A 19,633-nucleotide genomic window follows, 5' to 3' on the forward strand; every position below is an offset into this window, starting at 1 on the left:
TCTCCTTTAGAGAGTTTATTTTTTTAATTCTTTATGTTATAATATTTAGAGTATCGAATTAAATAAGGGAAAGTAAAGGTGATTTGTGAATGGAGTCTAGTCTGGATAAAAAACATCTAAGAGAGGAAATAGTGAAAATAGCAGGGCCTGTATTTATAGAATTACTAATGGGTACTCTATTTGGTATGGTGGATATGATGATGCTAGGCAGATCAGGAGATGCTGCTACTACTGCTGCATCTATTGCTGCAGTTGGTGTTACTAATCAGCTAGTGTTTTTAGGATTAGCTTTAGTACAATCTTTAAATATTGGAGCTACAACTATGGTAGCTCGTTATATAGGAGCAAAGCGAGAAGATAGGATTGAATCTGTTGTAAAGCATGTCATGATATTAACTCAGATACTTTTAGTTATTCCTATATTGTTTATAGGTCTAGGTATGACAGATACCGCCATGAAGTTCTTTGGTGCACATGAAGATACTCTTCTAATAGGCAGGGGTTATTTTAGAGTAATTGCCTTGGGATTTATATTTCAAGCTTTTAATTTTTCTATTTTTGCTTCTTTAAGAGGGTCAGGGGACACGAAGACACCTATGAAAATAAATATTATATCTAATTTATTAAATGTTGTTGGTAATGCTATTTTGATTTACGGTTTATTTGGATTTCCAAGGTTAGGTGTGTTAGGAGCAGGTATATCAACATCTCTATCACAGGTGGTAGCAAGTATATTGCTAACTAGAGTTGTATTAAATGAAAAGAATATAGTTCATATAAAGTTAAAGAAGAAATTTAAGTTCGATAAAGACATAATATACAACTTAATTAAAATTGGATTACCAGCTTCAGGGGAGCAACTTGCTATGAGAGCAGGAATGTTGGTTTTTACAAAGATTATAGCTTCTCTAGGTACAGTAGCCTATGCAACCCATCAAATTTGTATTAGTATACTTAATCTATCATTTACTCCGGGGCAGGCATTTGGTATATCAGCATCAACTTTGGCAGGGCGAAGCTTAGGAGAAGAAGAGCCAGATAAGGCGGAGGAATACATAAAGATGTGTATGAGAATAGGTGCTGTAATAGCAGCAGGTATGGGTATTGTATTCTTTCTATTTGGATCATTTATAGCAGGGCTGTATACTGATAATCAGGAAGTAGTTGTGCAAGCAGGCAAGGTATTGAAACTTGTGGCATTTATTCAGCCTTTTCAGTGTTCGCAGCTAATTATTGCTGGTGGACTTAGAGGCGCAGGTGATACAGTATGGACCCTTATATCTACCTTTCTAGGAATCTTAGTAATCAGGTTAATTTTTGCTTATATATTTGTTATTAAAATGGGAATGGGACTTCAAGGAGCTTGGTTATCAGTGTTAGTTGACCAGGGAATAAGATGGGCCTTTATTTCAATTAGATTTAGAACTAATAAATGGAAATATATTACTATAAGATAAATAGCCTCAATTGAGGCTATTTATCTTATGTGCAAATTCTTTTGCTAAATTTTCTATATTTGGTACTTCTTTTATAGCTCCTTTATCATTAGCTGTTGTCATAAGTGAAAAATAAGGAGGGAGTCTAAAAGTCTTATTCATATTTAAGCTAGATATTAATTGTTTTGCTATAGCATCTCCTCCGGAATAGCCAGATACTATAATAGAGAATATAGTTTTATCATAGAATTTAGTTTGTCTATAGAGAGCTGTAAGTCTATTTATGGTGGCCACAAGATTTGCAGTTACCATATCGTTGTAGTTAGGACATATGAATAATATGGAGTTTGACCTAAGTATGGCTGGATACACCTCTTCTACCACTATTCCTCCATAGAAACACCTAGTCTGCTTACCTAAATACTTACAAGTCTTATAGGGGCATCCTTTACAATCTAGTACATTTCCATTGCCAACATTTATCTCAGATATTTCAATTTCATGTAAGTATGACTTTACCATATCCCAAAGCATAAGGGTATTTGATATTTCTCTATTACTTGAATGTACTACTAATAATTTTTTCTCCCTTTCATTATTAGTAGTATTATCTTCTAAAAACCTATTGCCTAGTTCCTTGCATTGTTGTAAGCATATCTCTTCTAAGGACATATTATATACCTTTTCCATAGATATAAAATTTTCCAGCTTAGCTGTGGCCTCTACAAGAGGTCTTCCTATAAAACTGCATCCTAAGTTATTCGCAAGAAATATAATGGATTGAGCCGTAGTTTTTGTAAATAATATATTATAATTACTATGGATTAATACTGCGCCTTCGGAGTTAAGCAAAGAATCCTTTCCTGTATTATAGAGCTCCAAAAAAATATTATTTAATGCATTAGATGTACCAATCTCATTTAATTCCAATACAAATAATATTTTCTTATTTTGTAAATTTTTTAATTCCTTAGCTGAGGTTATTATAGAAAAGTCTTCATTACCTAATACTTTAGTCATCATATTAAATAATAGGGTGCTAGGTTCTTCAGGCATTATAACTAAAATTTTTTTCATATTATCGCCGCCAATTTGCTATAAGTTTCTTCCAGTCGATTTACTAATGATTCAGGTAAGTTCAGTTGTTCCACTTCAATGCCAGAAGGTAATAGTCTACATTTGGCTCCCATATATACTTCTCTCATATAGGTGGAGCCATAAAACCAATCTCCTTTAATTGTGGCTATAAGGGATAGTGCACCAGAAGAAATAGATGGAGCAACAAAAGGCTTATACCCAAATTCCCTTACTTCTTTATTTGCATTTATAGTTTTATTAGTTAAATAATCTGAGATTTCCTCATTATAGTTTTCTATACTATCTGCTATAATTAGTCCCTCACCATGAGGACCAAAGACCCTTCCTTCATGAAGATAATGGACCATTTCAGGAGATTTCTCTGCATAGAAACAAGCTCTGCCATTCATAACTCCAAGCCCATATCCTATTATTTGGTCTGCAGATAATCCATGGAAATCCATATTTCCAGATTCATCCTTATTACTTTCAAGGAAAGCTACTTTGCAAAGTAAATCTACAGGGTCAGACACTACTGCTAATATGCCTTGAAATTTAGAGTCTCTTGCCATTCTAGCATATTTTTTAATGATTTCAGAATTTGATTCAAATTGTGCCATTCTAACGTCAGCTATATTACTACCTACAGGAGGTATTCCTTTTGATGCACAAAAAACAAAGATATCACAATTGAATAAATCTTTCTCATCAATAATTTCTACTGCAGGAAATGCGAGCTCATCAAATGGACGTCTTATTTGATTTAGTTCATATTCCCATCTTTTTAATCTACTGATGTCTCTATCATATATCCCTATTTCACTAATACAGTCTCCGCCAAGCAATCGAAGTCCCAAAGTTAAGGTGCTGCCTACATCTCCCAATGCTATAAGGTTTAATCTCCATTTTTTCTTTATAGATTTATTTAATACATCTTTCCAGTTTGGATAATTTGTATTTACTGCTACTAGCTTTTTATTTTCAATTTTCTTTAGAATCCAATCTGGAATATTATCTACTGAATTCCTATTTTCCAATTTCAATATATTTAATCCTTCATCCTTTAAATTTAATAGGGAGGGATGAGATATAGAAAAATATTTTCTAGAATTCATTTGAGGTAATTGATTAAGAAAATATATTAATCCATCAGTATTTTTCATTTCTTTTTCAGATGATTTTGCTAGATTATTATAATCAAATTTGGAAAATAGATATTTATCTTCAAGTTTATAGTACTTAAACATATAATCCCCCTTATTTATCGTCTTATGATATTTTCTAATCTTCTTAAATATTGTAAGTCCATTTCTATATAAGTAGAAGGCTTAATATTTTTATTTAAGTCCATATTTTTATTTATATCTGGATGTCTTGGTGATACGAGAACTTCTCCTAAGCATTTAATGCTAAGGTTCTTTTCATTGACTGATTGATAGACTTCTTCTATTGCTTTAAAAATACTAAGACTATTTTCTAGGCAAATTTCTGATAGATTATATATTGCATCGTTTTTAGTATTTTTTATGAATCTAGGCGATACATAGGGTAAAATCATGTTGATACTAGGGATTGAAAATGATTCTAAGATACTATCTCCTACCATATCCCCACCTATATAAGGATATTGACTACTTTCATTAAACCACAGCTTTAGGTTAGGCATAAAGTAGGCATAATCTAATTCTATACCTTTTATTTCACCTATTTCTTTTCCTTTTCCAGAAAGTATACCTACTATAATTTTTCTTATTTCTACACCTGCATTTCTTAAAATTGGTTCTATGACATTTATTCTATAGCCTTTACTAAGTAAATCGTCAACTAATATGACGGGCTTATTAAAAGATTTTAATACCTTAGCCTGTTCTTCTAGGGATAAATAGTAAGGAGATGAGCCTACTGTAAAATTAACAATATCAGGTTCGAATATTTTTTCTGTGTGCATAGTTTTAGTAACTGTATTTGGTATTATACTGCTGTTTAATATTGAGCCAAATGGTACACACATATTAGGACCAAATTCTTTAATTGGTGATGGAATTATACTTACTTCATTTGCATCACAAATTTTTTGAATCAATTTACTATAAGTCATATCCCTATTATAGGTAAGTAAGAGCTCACCTGGATAAAGAGCAGATAAGGCTTCTTTAAGTTTGTTTCTAGTATTTCTTATGGTTTCCAGTATTTTTGTATCAGTGCTATATGGAGGCTTCAACATATTTTCTAAGTCTAGATTCAAAGTCATTGGATTATTCATATCCACTATAAACAGAGAGTTTTCATTATATACAAAATCTGTCATTAGGAAGCCTTGCAATAATAACTGTCTTTCAACCTCAGAATTTTTATTCTTCAGTAAGGAGTTATTATATAAAGCATAATTGTAATCTCTAGTTATAGCTAAAGATAATGTTTCATTTAGAACTATCTCTACGAGATATTCATCATCGTTTTGAACACATATTCCTGATATTAAGATAATCCTTCCCTTTGCATTTTTCCTTATATAGTCTGTGATATTTGAATCATGGAATTCATCATATAGCATATTTTGGCGAACCCAATAAAAACTAGAAAAGCCTAATAGATTATTAGTTACAGAATCCCTTACTAATAGAATTCTATAATTTAGTTTTTTTCTAAGAGAATTAAAATGATTTATGTCTATTGCATCTCCAAACTGTTCTTTTATTTCTTCTAAAATATTTTGATTCAGGTTCCTTATAGTTTCTATTTCAATTATTTTAGATTGAATCAATGTTTTGTATTGTGGTTCCCTTAGATATAGTCCATAGTTATAGATATAAGATTCTGCTAGGGGATCTATAAATTTTGATATATCTCTATTTAAATCTATATTTTGTCTTATTTGCGTTGAGCTAATATCTTCATATCTAGGAGGTAGAGAGAGTCTAATGACTTTAGATCTTATATTTTTAATACTTTTCTCTAGAGTCTTCTCGTCATCATCTTTAGAAATACTAGATTTCCTATCAAAAATTATGTGAGGAAAATCCAAAATAATACTCTCTTTTTTATATGCAGCTGCATTGATTAAGACATCAGAGCCAACTACAATATATACTTCCTTTTTAGGAAATAATTTTCTTAAGCTGTCTAAATCTATTGGATTACTGATATTTATTGGTGTGTTTTTTGGAAATAAATAAATATCCTTTTCATTTGCAATACTCATATTTACAATATTTCTTCTAAAGTTATGAGGTTCAGTTCGTTTGGACCATGAGAATTCATCTACTGCCAAATATACTTGGAATCCTTGATCTCTTATTTCAATAGCTATTTCCTTATGGCCTAGGGAGAATGGATCAAAGCTACCTGGGAAAAATGCTATATTTTGATCATCAACTGGTTCTAAAGAACCGTGGAAAAACTCGTAGTCTGATATAAATCTGTATATATGATTTAGTGAAGCTGCATTATTATAGAATAAGAAATCATCTTCTCTATTATCATCTGAAAGAGTTAAGATTTTTTTTCCGATCTTATTGAATATATTATATTTTTCATCCAAACTTAAGATATTCGATTTAAATAGAGTAGAGCTTAAAACCCTTAGAGATTCATTTTTTATATCATTATTATAGGAAGCCATAGCTATGGAGAATAAGCCTAGAAGTCTGTCTATTCTATGGTTATGAATTTGTGATTCTTCTTCAAATTTAGTTATATAAGATTTATAGTTTTCTATACATATGGCTATAGTATTTAGAAGCAAGAAGACAACACTTATGCTAGATATTTTAATTTTATCTTCAAAATCATCTATGATTTCATCTAATTCTTTAGGAGGCAAGTATAGTAGCAATTGACCTAAATAAAGAGGAATAAATTTTGCAAATTGATAAGAATCCATTTCTAAGGCTCTTAAAAGCTCTATAGCCACATCATTTCTCTCTTCTAATGATAATAGATGAAATATATTTAATAGGGTAATGCCACTATAATTTCTAACCCTCTCTATAGCACTTACCTTAAGTATATTACATAGGTGCATTGCAGTATGAAGCCCTTTAGCAGAAGGGTTCTTAACTACTTGGTCATAAAGCATATCTATATTTATTTTCTTTTTTACCCACTCAGTTGCAGTTTTTAAATTTTGAAGAAAAATTTCTGAGGTTTCATTTTCACTATAATTTTTACTTAATATTACTTGATAATTAGGAGAGATATTTATCTTTTTCCCTATTATATATTTTAAATAGTTTTCTCCTAAGATAGGGGACTTGTTTAAATTTGCTATAAGCCAATTCCTAATAGAAGCTATAAATATAACGTTATCTGTATTTATTAACATCTGTGATATACTATCTAAAGTAGTTAGTCTTATCTCCATATTATCTGAATCTAATTGTTTTAATGTATAGGTGAATAATTTAAATAGTCTTTTCTCATCTAGACTGGGAATTGGTATATAGTCAATTGTTTGTGATAAATAGAACTGTCCTATGATGGATAAATTAGCATAGTCATCATAGTATTTAGCTAAGATATCAAAATATTTTCTATGATTGGACTTGTGAGATTCCTCAAATAAAGATTTTATTGTATTTTTTAGATTATAAAGCCATTCTCGTTGAGAATCTGCAATTTTATGGTCAGGAAACAATAAATTATTTAGAAATTCATCTAGCAAGTCTTCTGAAGGCTTTGATCGAGCGTTAAATTTTATTGACTTTGGCAATTCCTTTCGATATTCTTCATCAAATAGTGCAATTAACTTACCAATCAGCTCAGCAGCTTCTTTTCTAATATCATCTCCAGTATGAAGAAGCAAATCTGATAGAAAATGTAATGTAGTGATTTTCTGACTTTGCGTTAAATAAGTTGAGTATTCTTTGAAGATTTGGAGATAGAGTCGAAGTTTCCTCCAATTATTTTCTCCCCTTGCCATTTCTATAATAGTATTAAAAGAAACACTATCTGTTAGTCTAGACATTAAATTGATATTGTGTTCTATAGACATATATTTTATATTACTGATTACCTCTTGCTTATTCATTAACTCAAATGGTTTTTTAAATGGTTCTGTTAAAGAACCATTTAATGTAGTGTCTATTCCCAAGGATATAATATAATCTTCAAAATCTTTTAATTTCTTATATACTTTTCTATATCTATTTTCTTTGGTTTCGTCTACATTGTCTAATTTTTGGAGTATTACATCAAAGGATTCTTCTAAGGAGAATATATGCATATTATAATCATTGTTTTCAACTTTGTTTTTAACTCTAAAATCCGAATATATAAGTATTAGAGATTCAATAGGCAATGTCTCTAATTCTAAATCCCAAGTTGAATGATTAGTTGCAATATGTCCAATTTTATCCATTTTAAATCTTTTAAACCATTCTTCAGTATAATAATAGTGAAGGTAAGGAACTCTTTTACTATCTTCATCTAATACTCCATATTTACCTATATCATGTCCTAGGCTGGCTCCTGCCACAACCCCTAAATCTACAGGAAGACCAATAGCATAAAGCTGTCTTGCTATATACATACTAAGATGATTTACTCCTATTACATGGTCTAGAGTGTTATGACCAGTGATTGCCATATCTAAATGCATTAGCTCATTAATATAACAATTATTAAATATACTTTTAAATATAAAATATTCTTTAGATATATTCTTATTCAGCTCTTCTTCACCAGTTAAAAAAGAAATAGGATATTTTTCAATAAAATTATTATCAAAAAGTTTTAGTTCTACTATAAAATAATTCATAGATCTTACGAAAAATTCATATAAGGAAGTTAAATTAGGGTTAAAATCCTTTATGCCCTTATGGGGAAATGATTTATTAATAACCCAATTAAATATGGATTTTAACCAATTTTCCTGTGTATCTGGATTATATTCATTAAAATAATCTAAGAATAGATCTAATAAAGAAAAGACAGAAAAGTTTCTGTCTTCAAATTTAAAGTCTAATTGGTTTTGAAACTTTTCGTTACTAATATATTTGAGAAGAGTTTCTTTATATTTTACTAAATAACCTTTATCTATTTCCTTATTAAAAAAATTATTAATAATTTCTTTCATTAGTGTTGAATCTCCCTTCTAAGTCTCTCGCCTGTCGGGGTAGTGGCAACACCTCCTAATGCAGTTTCTCTCAATGATTCTGGCAATAGTTTACCCACTTTATACATAGCTTCAACTACTTCATCAAAGGGAACTAATGATTTTACACCAGCCAATGCTAAATCAGCAGAAGTAAGTGCATTTACAACACCAGATGCATTTCGAAGAGCACAGGGATATTCTACTAATCCACCTATAGGATCACATACAAGACCCATTATATTAACTAATGCAAAGGATGCGGCATTAAAAGAAGATTCAGGTGTTCCGCCAGCCATTTCTACAATAGCAGCTGCCGCCATAGCAGCGGCAGTCCCACATTCCGCTTGACAACCACCTTCAGCCCCAGAAACTGTTGCATTTTTGGCTACGATTTCTCCAATACCCGCGGCTGTGAAAAGACCCATAATAAGTTGATCATCTGTTAGATTTAACTTTTCTTTAGCAGATAATAATGCGCTGGGCACAATTCCTGAAGCACCAGCTGTTGGAGCTGCAACTATTCTACCCATAGAAGCATTTATCTCCGATGTAGATAGTGCCTTAGCCATAGCAGATACTATCAAACTACCAGATAAAGTATTTCCAGAATTCTTATATTCTTCAACTTTTTTAGAGTCGCCGCCAGTTAGTCCACTAACGGATTTCACTTCTTTATCTAAGGCAGATGTGGCAGAACTTTTCATTACAGATAAGGTGTCTCTCATTCTATTCATCAATTCATCGTATGAAATATCAGCGTTTTTAATTTCCTTTTCAATTACTATTTCAGATATTCTCTTGTTATTTTCGTTACATAATTTTATTAGCTCTTCAGCTTTATTAAACATAAAATCACCTCTTGATTGGATTTATCCCTTTAATGTATATTATTTCGTTTAATTGATCGATTTCATCTACAACTTTTTTATTAATATCAGAGTCTGTTTCTACCACCATAGTAGCAATATCATTTTCCCTTGTTACTTTCATTGTAGCAATATTGATTTCACTAGTTGAAAGGATTGAGCTAATACGAGATATGACACCTTTTTGATCTATATATTTAATAATGATAGTTGGATAATCTCCACTAAATTCTACTTTATTTCCATTGATATCTGTAATTAATATGCTTCCACCGCCAATAGATGAACCTATAATATAAATGTCCTCTTTATCCTCAAACTTAAAAACTATTTTTACAGTATTTGGATGTTGATAACCTAGATCAGCTTCTATAAACTCAAAATCTATGCCTTTAGACTTTGCAATCTCAAAAGAATCTCTAAGTTCTTCGTCAGAGGGGTCCATTCCAAGAATACCTGCTACTAAGGCTTTGTCAGTACCATGGCCTTCAAAGGTTTTACCAAATGAACCATGTAAATAGAAAACTACCTTATGAAACTCAGTACCAACAATATCTTTAGCAATTTTACCTAATCTAGCAGCACCAGCAGTATGTGAGCTTGATGGACCAATCATAACTGGACCAAGTATATCAAACACTCCATAATCTTTCATTGCATTACCCCCTATTTTGATAGTCTACTAATTCTATCATTTTATACCCAATTTCGCAATAAGTTTAACCCCCAAGAGTAATATCTTGATTATTATACCATTCTAATGCTCCATAAAAATGTTCAGGTTTAAAATCTGGCCAGTATTCATCAATTATATAAAAATCTGAATAGACTGATTGCAGCGGTAAAAAACCGCTAAGTCTTCTTCGACCACCCCATCTAATTATCATATCAACTCTAGATATATCCCGAGATTTTATTGTACTTAATAAATCAGATTTGTTTTCTCCTTCTAAAAAATAGTCTTTTAGATCCCATTGCCAACCATAGTTAACTAAAAAATTCACTTTAATTCCACCAGTTCCAAATCGTTGCCTTTTGAGTGCAAAGGGTAAAAGAGCCTTGGGAAACATATCTGATTCCGTATTTCCTAAGACTAAGAGATCAGCATTTTCTTTAGATAGCATATTGACTGCATCAATACAAGCTTTTGTAAATGCAAGTCTTTGAAATTTAGGTCTCTTAGTATTATCTACTGTAAAACCGTAGTAGGTAATTTCTTTTATCCCAATTTCTTCGCAAAGTTTAAACAATTCTAGACCAGGATTTAAACCTTTATTATATCCTTTCTCCTTAGTCATTCCTTGATCTACAGCCCACCGTCTATTTCCATCTGGAATCACACCTATATGATTCGGAATTCTCATAACTAATATTACCTCCTAAATTTTGTTAAACTTAGTATTCCATAAAAAAATAAAAGAATTCATAAAAGGTTTCGAAATAGTTTAACACTATTTATTAAGTCAGTCGCGTATGATACATAAATTAAAGACTATGAGTAATTGCCCACAGCTATATAAGTACAAAAAGTTAATAATCTGGTAACATCTTCAACCTAGTTTGTAATAATTTTATGATAAGATACGGATTAGGAGGGATAAGAGATGAATAAAAAGATAGTATTAATAGCCATAATCTTAGGTTTAACTATTGGATTAACTGGTTGTAAAGAAAAGAAACAATATAATGCAAAAAGAGTTGTAATCGAAGATGATGTAAGTGTGAATGATAAAGAAGATGGTAGTTCTAAGAATTATAAAAATAGTAAGGCTGTGAATTCTAACTCTATAGAGCATGTAACTTCAAAAACAGTAGAGTTTCAATTAGAGGAAGGATACTATTTTTATCCATGTTTCTATTATCAAGGGGAAGTATATGGATATTTTTGGGAAGGACATGGATATTCAAACCATTCGGATTTGGAACGAGAGGCTCAAATGGAATATCTATATAAAATAGATAAAGATAATAATTTAGTAAGAACTTCTAAGATGTATCATAATTACCTCCAAGGACGTCATTCAAAGGTTTATCCGCAGGATACAAAATTTATTAATTTTGTGGAAGATGTGGTATTTACTGTAGATTACAAGGTTGAGGATATTCCTAAACCTTGGCCAGAATTAACGGATGTAGTAAATAAGTTAAAAGGTGATAGTCGTCATAAGCTTTACTTTATACGGCCAGTTTCAGAAAATGAAAATTACTTAATTATTAGTGAGGGAATAATTAATGATGGAAGTGATTGGAAAAGATATATATATGATATAGAAAATAATAAAATATATAAAATGAAAAATGAGGAAAGAGAGGGGGCAATTTATTATGTGAATGCCTTGCAATCATTAGTCTGGGTAGATGATAAAGATTTTAAAATATATAAGATAGTTTTTAAGGATGAATATTATGATTTAGAAGAATATATTGACTTAAACAGATATGGTAAGGCAGACAAGATAGAGGCTGTAATGAAAGATAATGACGAGATGATATTGTTTATGGATAAAAATGTAGAGGGATATTTATTTAAAACTATTTATATTGGTAAATTAAATTTTAAGACTAATCAATATAATTTATTACTTGAAGCGCCTAAGGAAATAAATATATATGCTGAGTATGTGGGACATAATATATTGCTGATAGAAGAGTTTAAGATAAATGATAGAGTTGTAATACCTGTAAAGAGGTATCTAAAACAGGTATTACATGATGAAATGAATGCCATACTCGAGGAGGAGCCTAAAGAAGAATCAGAGCAGTGGTATTTAAATAAGTGGATTGTAATTAGTGAAGATGGAAAAGAGATGTTTGATGCTATGGAAATAAATAAGATGAAAGGTGTATTAACAACGGAAAAGATGATATATCAAAAATACTATATTAAATATAGTGATGATTGATTTAATATAAGTATAGACATTGATGGTGGGATAAATTTAAGATACAATTAAAATGAGTATAATAAAATATAGTTATACTCATTTTAAAGTGCTTATATAATCATTACGAAGATTAGGGTGAGTATAATGAGTAAAAAAATATTGGTAGTTGAAGATGAATATTCAATCAATGATATCTTAACTATAGCATTAATAGATGAAGGATATGAGGTCAAAAGTGTATTTAATGGTAGATCTGCATTAGATGCAATAAAAAGTTTTAATCCAGAGTTGGTCTTATTAGACCTTATGCTACCAGATATAGATGGTTTTGAAATATGCAGAGAGATATCAAATAATTATTTGGTGATTATGATTACAGCTAGAGATAATATCTTTGATAGGATTGTTGGATTAGAATTAGGAGCAGATGACTATATTGTAAAGCCATTTGAAATAAGGGAAGTTATAGTTAGAATAAAAGCATTGTTTAGAAGCTTAGAAAAAGATAAATCCTCATTTACTAAACAGATAATGAGATTAAAAGGAGATATAGAGGTAGATATAATGGGGGAAAGGGTATTTAAGAATGGAAAAGAGATAGAGCTAAAGAGGCAAGAGTCTAAACTATTTTTCTATTTACTTAATCATAGAAATCAAGTATTTTCACGACCAGAACTTCTAGATAGAGTGTGGGGATATGACTATTATGGAGATGCTAGGACAGTGGATGTACATATTAGAAGGATCAGAGCTAAATTAAAAATGCCTGGAGATACCATCATAGAAACTGTATTTGGTACAGGCTATGTTATGAGGTAGAAGATGTTAAGAACTATTAAAGGTAAAATTACAGTAGGTATTGTATTTATTAGTATAATTGTGCTTATTCTAATTAATTTGATCATATGGGGAATATTTGAAAATAATTTACAAACCTTCATTATAAATGATATGGAGAAGATAAGGGACATTGTTTTTTCTGAAATAAAGAGACAATATCCTATTAGCAGTGAAAAAAATAGTTTAAATAATAAAAATGAGATATGGTCTGTCTTAAATACTGTCAGTAAACAATATGATATATATTTGTCTATGAATTATTTTGAAGATAATTTCAGACAATTCGCTGGGGAATTGCTAGAGGAGGAAAGTGTAGAAAATATAGTTCTAGATAGCGATAAAAAATCATCATTATTATATATTCACAACCAAAAAACAAAATTATATGCTACTTATTCTTACCCTATTTATATTGAGGATGATTACATAGGGATTTTTGCATTTCAAAAAAATTATTTAAATGAATACAATAATAATGTTAATTTGATGATAAGGATTATATTTATTCAACTCATCCTATTTATAGTGATGATTCTAGTCAATTATATTTGGCTGAAGAAAACAACAGATCCTTTAAACGATCTAGCAACGGCCATGACTTTTATAGGACAAGGTAAGTTTTCTAATGGATTAAAAACTAGGAATAATGATGAGATAGGCATACTGATCGATCATTTTAATAAAATGGAAGATCAAATAATGGAGCAGATGAGATATCTACAGTTAGAAAAGAAAAAGATAGAAGAATTGGAGAAAGAATCTAGGGATTTCTTCAATTATGCAACTCATGAAATGAAAACTCCTATTACTTCAATTTTAGGATATACTCAATTATTGCAAAAAGGAAACCTAGACAAGGAAGTAACGGAAAGAGCTTACAGCAGGATTATAGCTGAATCTGAAAGAATGTATAAGCTTATTCAAAATATGTTAGTTGTTGCTAGATGTGAACAATTAGAGGAATATGAACCAGAAAGTTTTAACATTAAAGAATTATTAGCTAAAATAATCTATGAGTTTGAGCTAACTTTTAATAAGCAAAAAATTAATATCTGCTTTGATTGTGATGATACTATAATTTTTGCTATAAAGGAAGAGGTACGGACTATAATTAAGAATTTGATTGACAATGGAATTAAGTATAGTCAAGATGGAAAGATAAGCATTAAATGTAAATCTGAAGATTATGTCTGTATTATTGTAGAGAATAAAATTTTACCTATTCCAAAGGAAATAAGAGAAAAACTTTTAGAGCCATTTATTAAATATAATTATGGAGAACATACTCAGATGAGCTCAGGGTTAGGATTATTCATTTGTAAAGAATTAGCTGAAAAGAACAAAGCATATATTGACTATAAAATTTACGAAGATAGAATTTGTTTTAGAGTTAAGTTTATCAATATAGAACAATAAATAATAGGGAAAATCTATAGATTTTCCCTATTATTTTAATGATTATATCGTTATTTTTTTCGTTTAAGTCCTAATAATACTAAAACTATTATTAGAGCTGAAACACCGTATACAATAAATATAGTTTTATTATTTTTTGATGGAGATTCTTTTGATTCGGTTGGTTTTTCATCATCACTATGTTGAAAAGCTTCTCTAGCATCGTCTTTTGTCGCAATTAGTTTTAAATCCAATAAGTTTTCAGATTGATTTATTTCATAATCCTCATTTAACAATATATTGAGATCTTCAAGAGAAATATAGGTGTTTTCTTTATATATAATTGGTTCACCTATTAATTGCAATTCTTTTTCTCTTAAATTAGCCTTTCTACTTCCAATTTCTAAATTTAATATATTTCCGATATTTATACTACCATCTATTGAGTTTTCAACTGGAATATTTAGTGTTTCAAAGGTTTCTCTTATAGGAAGATATATTTTATCATCAATTTTATATATTTTTTCCATAGACACTTCTTCTTTATCATCTACTTTGATTTTGAAGTCAATAGGTTCATTATCAGGAGTTTTGTCTACAAAGTAGGATTTCACAGGTTTTCCAGGTTTTACTCCTTTAACTATACCATCTTTATTTTTTACGATAACCCCATTGACGAGTACATATTCGATTCCAACTGAAGGAGCACCAGAATCTTTTACAGTAGATTTGTCTATTATTGTATCTGGATTGAATATAGTAATATCTGCATCTCCTCCAACTTCTATTCTACCCTTATATTTCATAGAAGGAGCGGAACTTTCCATTCTTTTAGCAGGGAGGTAAGATACTTTCTTTATTGCATCCATTATAGATAATACTTTTTCTTCTCTAACATATTTACCAAATACACGGCTATAAGTTCCAGCGCCTCTAGGATGATTATTATAGCTTGGCTCTATGATAGTATCACTTCCTATCATAGTGTCAGGGTCTTTTAAGAGCATTATAAGTTCTGATTCAGGCATGGAACCATGGGCGGCAACTAATAGATGTTGCTGACGATACCTATCGAATGTATCTTTTGTAATTCTAATATCTGTACCGCCTATCTGTAAATCTTCATAAGTGATTTTGAACCTATCTTGCCAGCCTGGACGGAAACGAGCTGAATCTATATAGGTTGCCCAATAGTCATATGGATAAAAACAAGTTGTAATATCCAAGCCTTCCTCCTTAGCCTTTTTTACCATATCCAAAGCCTTGTCCATAACAAAAGTACCGCCTGTACTGTTGATATGCATAATATGGATTATAGCGCCAGTTTCTTTTCCATAATCTATTACTTCTTGAATGCCATCTAAGCCTTTTTCTTCATCTGAATGTCTTAAATGATAGAAGGTAGGTAGATTATATTCCTTAGCTAAATTTAATAGTGGAATAACTTCATTTTTTACTCCAGGTACATATTCAAAGCTAAAAGAAATGCCTAATGCACCAGCTTCAACATTTTTTCTTACAACATCTACTAATTTTTGTATATCCTCTTCCTTAGTTACTTCAGTATCTACGCCATATCCTACAATAGGCCATCTATGTCTTGTAACAAAAGATGAAGCCCCAAAGTTAGCCAATACTCCATTTTTTTCCCAAGCTCTATACCAAGAGACAGCATCCTCGGTACCACCATGCATAGCTAGATTGCTAGTTACACCATCCAATACCTTTAACTCTATACCCACAGAGTTTGGATCATATGATATAAGGTCTACAAATCCAGGAGAAATAACAAGACCATCTGCATCAATTACTTTTTCTCCTTTCAATTCTTCCTTGGTTATTTTTTCTACCTTAGAACCAATTATTCCAATATTATAATCCTTAAGTTCGTGATCCGTAGATGGATTATAAACAGTTCCACCTTTTATGACTATGTCATATATAATCGGGTTATCGGCAAAGGTTTGAACGGGTATTATATTTAACAACATAATAATTGATAATGATAAAAAAATTACTCTTTTGAGATTCACTTGCACACTTCCTCTCTTTTTTAAATAGCTTGTCTCATAATGTAATATTTTATCATAAAGAAAAGAAGAAGTCTTTACAAAACAAAGACAATTAATGGAATTCAATTATTAAAAATAAAATTAAATATATAAAACAACTATTGACATCTATTTCATTATCTAATATAATTAGCTTAATTTAAAATTAGACTTATCAAGAGAGGTGGAGGGAAAGGCCCTATGAAACCCAGCAACCAGTATTAATTACATGGTGCTAAATCCTACAGCATTAGCTGAGAGATAAGATTTCGATTATTTTACCTCTTTTTAGCTAAAGAGGTTTTTTTATGACCTAACTTAGCGAACGAGAGTGAGCTTTAGTAGGTCAAACGCAATGAGCACCAAATCTATACGAGCGTAGCGAGTAAATAGATTTGAGTTGCGAAACTGCGAAAAAATTATGGATAAGTATAATTTTAAAAATTCAATAATTTAATATTCTTATCAAGAGAGGTGGAGGGAAAGGCCCTGTGAAACTTCGGCAACCTTCAGATTAATCTGAAAAGGTGCCAAATCCTACCCTAAGTTCAATCGAACTTAGAGAAAGATGAGAAGGTGTTTGCATACTGTTATGAGTGTAATCTCCTTTCATCTAATATTAAAAAATTAGGAAAGGAGGTTTTTTATTATCTAGTAGCAAATAAATTTTATTGAATAAAGGAGAGATTATAATGAGTGAAAGAAAATTAAAATTTGATACATTACAAGTACATGCAGGACAGGAAGTTGATAAAACTACTGGATCTAGGGCAGTGCCTATATACCAAACTACATCCTATGTTTTTGACAGTGTTGAACATGGAGCAAATCTATTTGCATTAAAAGAAGAAGGATATATTTATACAAGAATAATGAACCCAACAACTGATGCCTTTGAAAAGAGAATAGCAGCATTAGAAGGGGGAGTTGGAGCATTAGCCGTTGGTTCTGGTTCAGCTGCCATTACTTATGCAATTTTGAATATTGCTGGTGTTAGAGATGAGATAATATCAGCAAGTACATTATATGGAGGCACTCATACTTTGTTTTCTACAACTTTACCAAAGTTAGGTATAAATACAGTTTTTGTTGATCCAGATGATCCAGAAAACTTTAGAAAGGCTATAAATGAGAATACTAAGGCAGTTTATATAGAAAGTATAGGAAATCCTGGAATAAATCTTATTGATATTGAGGCTGTGGCTAAGATTGCACATGAAAACAATATACCTTTAATTATAGATAATACATTTGGTACACCGTATCTCATAAGGCCTATAGAATTTGGAGCAGATATTGTAGTTCACTCTGCAACAAAATTCATTGGAGGTCATGGGACCTCAATAGGAGGAGTAATAGTTGATTCTGGAAAATTTAATTGGCTAAATAACCCTAAGTTTCTAGGATTCAATACACCTGATCCAAGCTATCATGGTTTAGTATATGCAAGAGATATTGGAGAAGCGGCTTATATTGTAAAAGCTAGGGTACAGCTTTTAAGAGATACTGGTGCAGCCCTAAGTCCATTCAATTCGTTCTTATTCTTACAAGGACTTGAAACTTTATCATTGAGAGTTGAAAGGCATGTGGCTAATGCAAAAAGAATAGCTGAGTTTCTATACAAACATCCTTTAGTTTCTTGGGTAAATTATCCTAGCTTAGAAGGAAATAAATACAACTATCTTGCTAAGAAGTATTTTCCTAAAGGAGCAGGGTCTATATTTACGTTTGGAATAAAGGGTGGAGTTGAAGAAGGAAAGAGATTTATAGAATCACTAGAGATATTTTCACACCTTGCAAATGTGGCTGATGCAAAATCTCTTGTCATTCATCCGGCTAGTACTACACATTCACAGCTAAATGAGGAAGACCAAATAAAAGCAGGTGTTGCTCCAGACTTAATAAGATTATCAATAGGAATAGAAGATGTAGAGGATTTAATAGAAGACATTGAGCAAGCACTTGAGAGAGCAGTAAGATCTTAAAGCAGCACATATTATAGACAAATTGCTAGAACTTCAAGAGTTTTAGCAATTTGCCTAATAATTATCTATATAAAATTGAAATATTATAATGAGATATTAAAGGAGGCAAATATGAATATAAAACAATTATTTGATAAGAAAAACTTAGTTTTTTCCTTTGAGATATTCCCCCCTAAGCCTGATTATCCAATAGAGACAGTATATGATACCATAGAAGAATTAAGTGTTTTAAATCCTGATTATATAAGTGTTACATATGGAGCAGGGGGTAGTGTTAACAACAACAGAACCTGTCAGTTATCACATTTAATGAAGGATAGATATAATATTGAATCTTTAGCACATTTAACTTGTATAGGTTCTAGTAAAGAGTATATGGATTGTGTACTAGAAGAACTAAAAGAGAAAGGTATAAATAACATATTAGCCCTAAGAGGTGATATTGGAAGCATAGGAGTAGGAGAGTTCAATAACTCTCAAGAACTTATACAATATATAAAACAAAGTGGAGATTTTGGAGTAGCTGCCGCTTGCTATCCTGAGGGACATATAGAAAGCAAAAAAGATATTGATAAAGATATTAGAATACTTAAATTAAAGGAAGAGGCTGGTGCAGATTATTTTATTTCTCAACTTTTCTTTGATAACTCCTATTTCTATAATCTCTTAGATAAGGCAGAACAAAAAGGAATTAAAGCTCCAATACAGGCAGGAATTATGCCAGTAATAAATAAAAAGCAAATAGAAAGAGTAATCTCCCTTTGCGGAGCTTCACTTCCAAATAAGTTCCTTAGAATTATGAATAAATATGAATATGATAAGCTTGCTTTAAGGGATGCTGGAATAGCCTTCGCACTGGAACAAATAGTAGATTTAGCATCATCTGGGATTAAGGGAATTCATTTATATACTATGAATAATCCTTATATAGCTAAAAGTATAACTAATAATATTGAATTTATAGTAAGCTCCATAAATAGAAAAAAGGTGATTTAATAATC

Annotated in this window: 13 protein-coding genes and 2 riboswitches; of the genes, 6 read left to right on the plus strand and 7 right to left on the minus strand. The window is 30.7% G+C overall.

Annotation, left to right across the window (positions count from 1 at the left end):
• Positions 1–89: 89 nt before the first annotated feature.
• A complete protein-coding gene (locus tag RDK80_RS14505) occupies positions 90–1,457 on the plus strand; it encodes an MATE family efflux transporter (protein ID WP_216557214.1) in 1,368 nt (455 codons plus the stop codon).
• 6 nt (positions 1,458–1,463) lie between these two features.
• Here the strand turns inward: RDK80_RS14505 and RDK80_RS14510 are convergent, their stop codons facing one another.
• The 6 genes from RDK80_RS14510 to RDK80_RS14535 form a co-directional block, all read right to left on the minus strand.
• Positions 1,464–2,513 (minus strand): NAD(P)H-dependent oxidoreductase, encoded by a 1,050-nt coding sequence (locus tag RDK80_RS14510; protein ID WP_308524675.1) that lies wholly within the window; start codon positions 2,511–2,513, stop codon positions 1,464–1,466.
• On the minus strand, positions 2,510–3,760 hold the full coding sequence (locus RDK80_RS14515) for a lactate dehydrogenase (protein WP_308524676.1): 1,251 nt from the start codon (positions 3,758–3,760) through the stop codon (positions 2,510–2,512). The genes RDK80_RS14510 and RDK80_RS14515 overlap by 4 nt, the downstream gene beginning before the upstream one ends.
• A gap of 14 nt (positions 3,761–3,774) precedes the next feature.
• The gene (locus tag RDK80_RS14520; RefSeq protein WP_308524677.1) at positions 3,775–8,589 is read right to left on the minus strand and encodes a cytidyltransferase; all 4,815 of its coding nucleotides are present in this window, start codon (positions 8,587–8,589) and stop codon (positions 3,775–3,777) included.
• Positions 8,589–9,458 carry an L-serine ammonia-lyase, iron-sulfur-dependent, subunit alpha gene (gene sdaAA / locus RDK80_RS14525; RefSeq protein WP_216557205.1) on the minus strand — a complete coding sequence of 290 codons (870 nt, stop codon included), beginning with the start codon at positions 9,456–9,458 and terminating at the stop codon, positions 8,589–8,591. The genes RDK80_RS14520 and sdaAA overlap by 1 nt, the downstream gene beginning before the upstream one ends.
• A 4-nt stretch (positions 9,459–9,462) precedes the next feature.
• Positions 9,463–10,131 (minus strand): L-serine ammonia-lyase, iron-sulfur-dependent subunit beta, encoded by a 669-nt coding sequence (gene sdaAB, locus RDK80_RS14530; protein WP_216557202.1) that lies wholly within the window; start codon positions 10,129–10,131, stop codon positions 9,463–9,465.
• A 64-nt stretch (positions 10,132–10,195) separates the two neighbouring features.
• The gene (locus RDK80_RS14535) at positions 10,196–10,840 is read right to left on the minus strand and encodes an undecaprenyl diphosphate synthase family protein (protein WP_216557199.1); all 645 of its coding nucleotides are present in this window, start codon (positions 10,838–10,840) and stop codon (positions 10,196–10,198) included.
• Between the two features lie 240 nt (positions 10,841–11,080).
• Between RDK80_RS14535 and RDK80_RS14540 the strand changes: the two genes are divergently transcribed.
• From RDK80_RS14540 to RDK80_RS14550, 3 genes are all read left to right on the plus strand, one after another.
• Positions 11,081–12,379, plus strand: coding sequence for a hypothetical protein (locus tag RDK80_RS14540; RefSeq protein ID WP_308524678.1), 1,299 nt, complete (start codon positions 11,081–11,083; stop codon positions 12,377–12,379).
• A gap of 126 nt (positions 12,380–12,505) precedes the next feature.
• Entirely contained in the window at positions 12,506–13,180 is a 675-nt protein-coding gene (locus tag RDK80_RS14545; protein WP_308524679.1) for a response regulator transcription factor, read from the plus strand.
• Positions 13,181–13,183: 3 nt separating this feature from the next.
• Positions 13,184–14,617: a HAMP domain-containing sensor histidine kinase gene (locus RDK80_RS14550; protein ID WP_308524680.1), complete on the plus strand. Its 1,434-nt coding sequence runs from the start codon at positions 13,184–13,186 to the stop codon at positions 14,615–14,617.
• A 50-nt stretch (positions 14,618–14,667) separates the two neighbouring features.
• On the opposite strand, the gene RDK80_RS14555 is transcribed toward RDK80_RS14550, so the two are convergent.
• Positions 14,668–16,629 (minus strand): amidohydrolase family protein, encoded by a 1,962-nt coding sequence (locus RDK80_RS14555; RefSeq protein WP_308524681.1) that lies wholly within the window; start codon positions 16,627–16,629, stop codon positions 14,668–14,670.
• Between the two features lie 187 nt (positions 16,630–16,816).
• A riboswitch (SAM riboswitch) is annotated at positions 16,817–16,915 on the plus strand.
• 191 nt (positions 16,916–17,106) lie between these two features.
• Positions 17,107–17,222, plus strand: a riboswitch (SAM riboswitch).
• Positions 17,223–17,339: 117 nt separating this feature from the next.
• On the opposite strand from RDK80_RS14555, the gene RDK80_RS14560 reads away from it, so the two are divergent.
• Entirely contained in the window at positions 17,340–18,632 is a 1,293-nt protein-coding gene (locus RDK80_RS14560; protein WP_216557190.1) for a homocysteine synthase, read from the plus strand.
• A gap of 111 nt (positions 18,633–18,743) precedes the next feature.
• Positions 18,744–19,628 (plus strand): methylenetetrahydrofolate reductase [NAD(P)H], encoded by an 885-nt coding sequence (gene metF, locus RDK80_RS14565; protein WP_216557187.1) that lies wholly within the window; start codon positions 18,744–18,746, stop codon positions 19,626–19,628.
• The last annotated feature ends 5 nt before the right edge of the window (positions 19,629–19,633 follow it).

Source organism: uncultured Tissierella sp. (genome assembly GCF_902479755.1).
Taxonomy (GTDB): domain Bacteria; phylum Bacillota; class Clostridia; order Tissierellales; family Tissierellaceae; genus Tissierella; species Tissierella carlieri.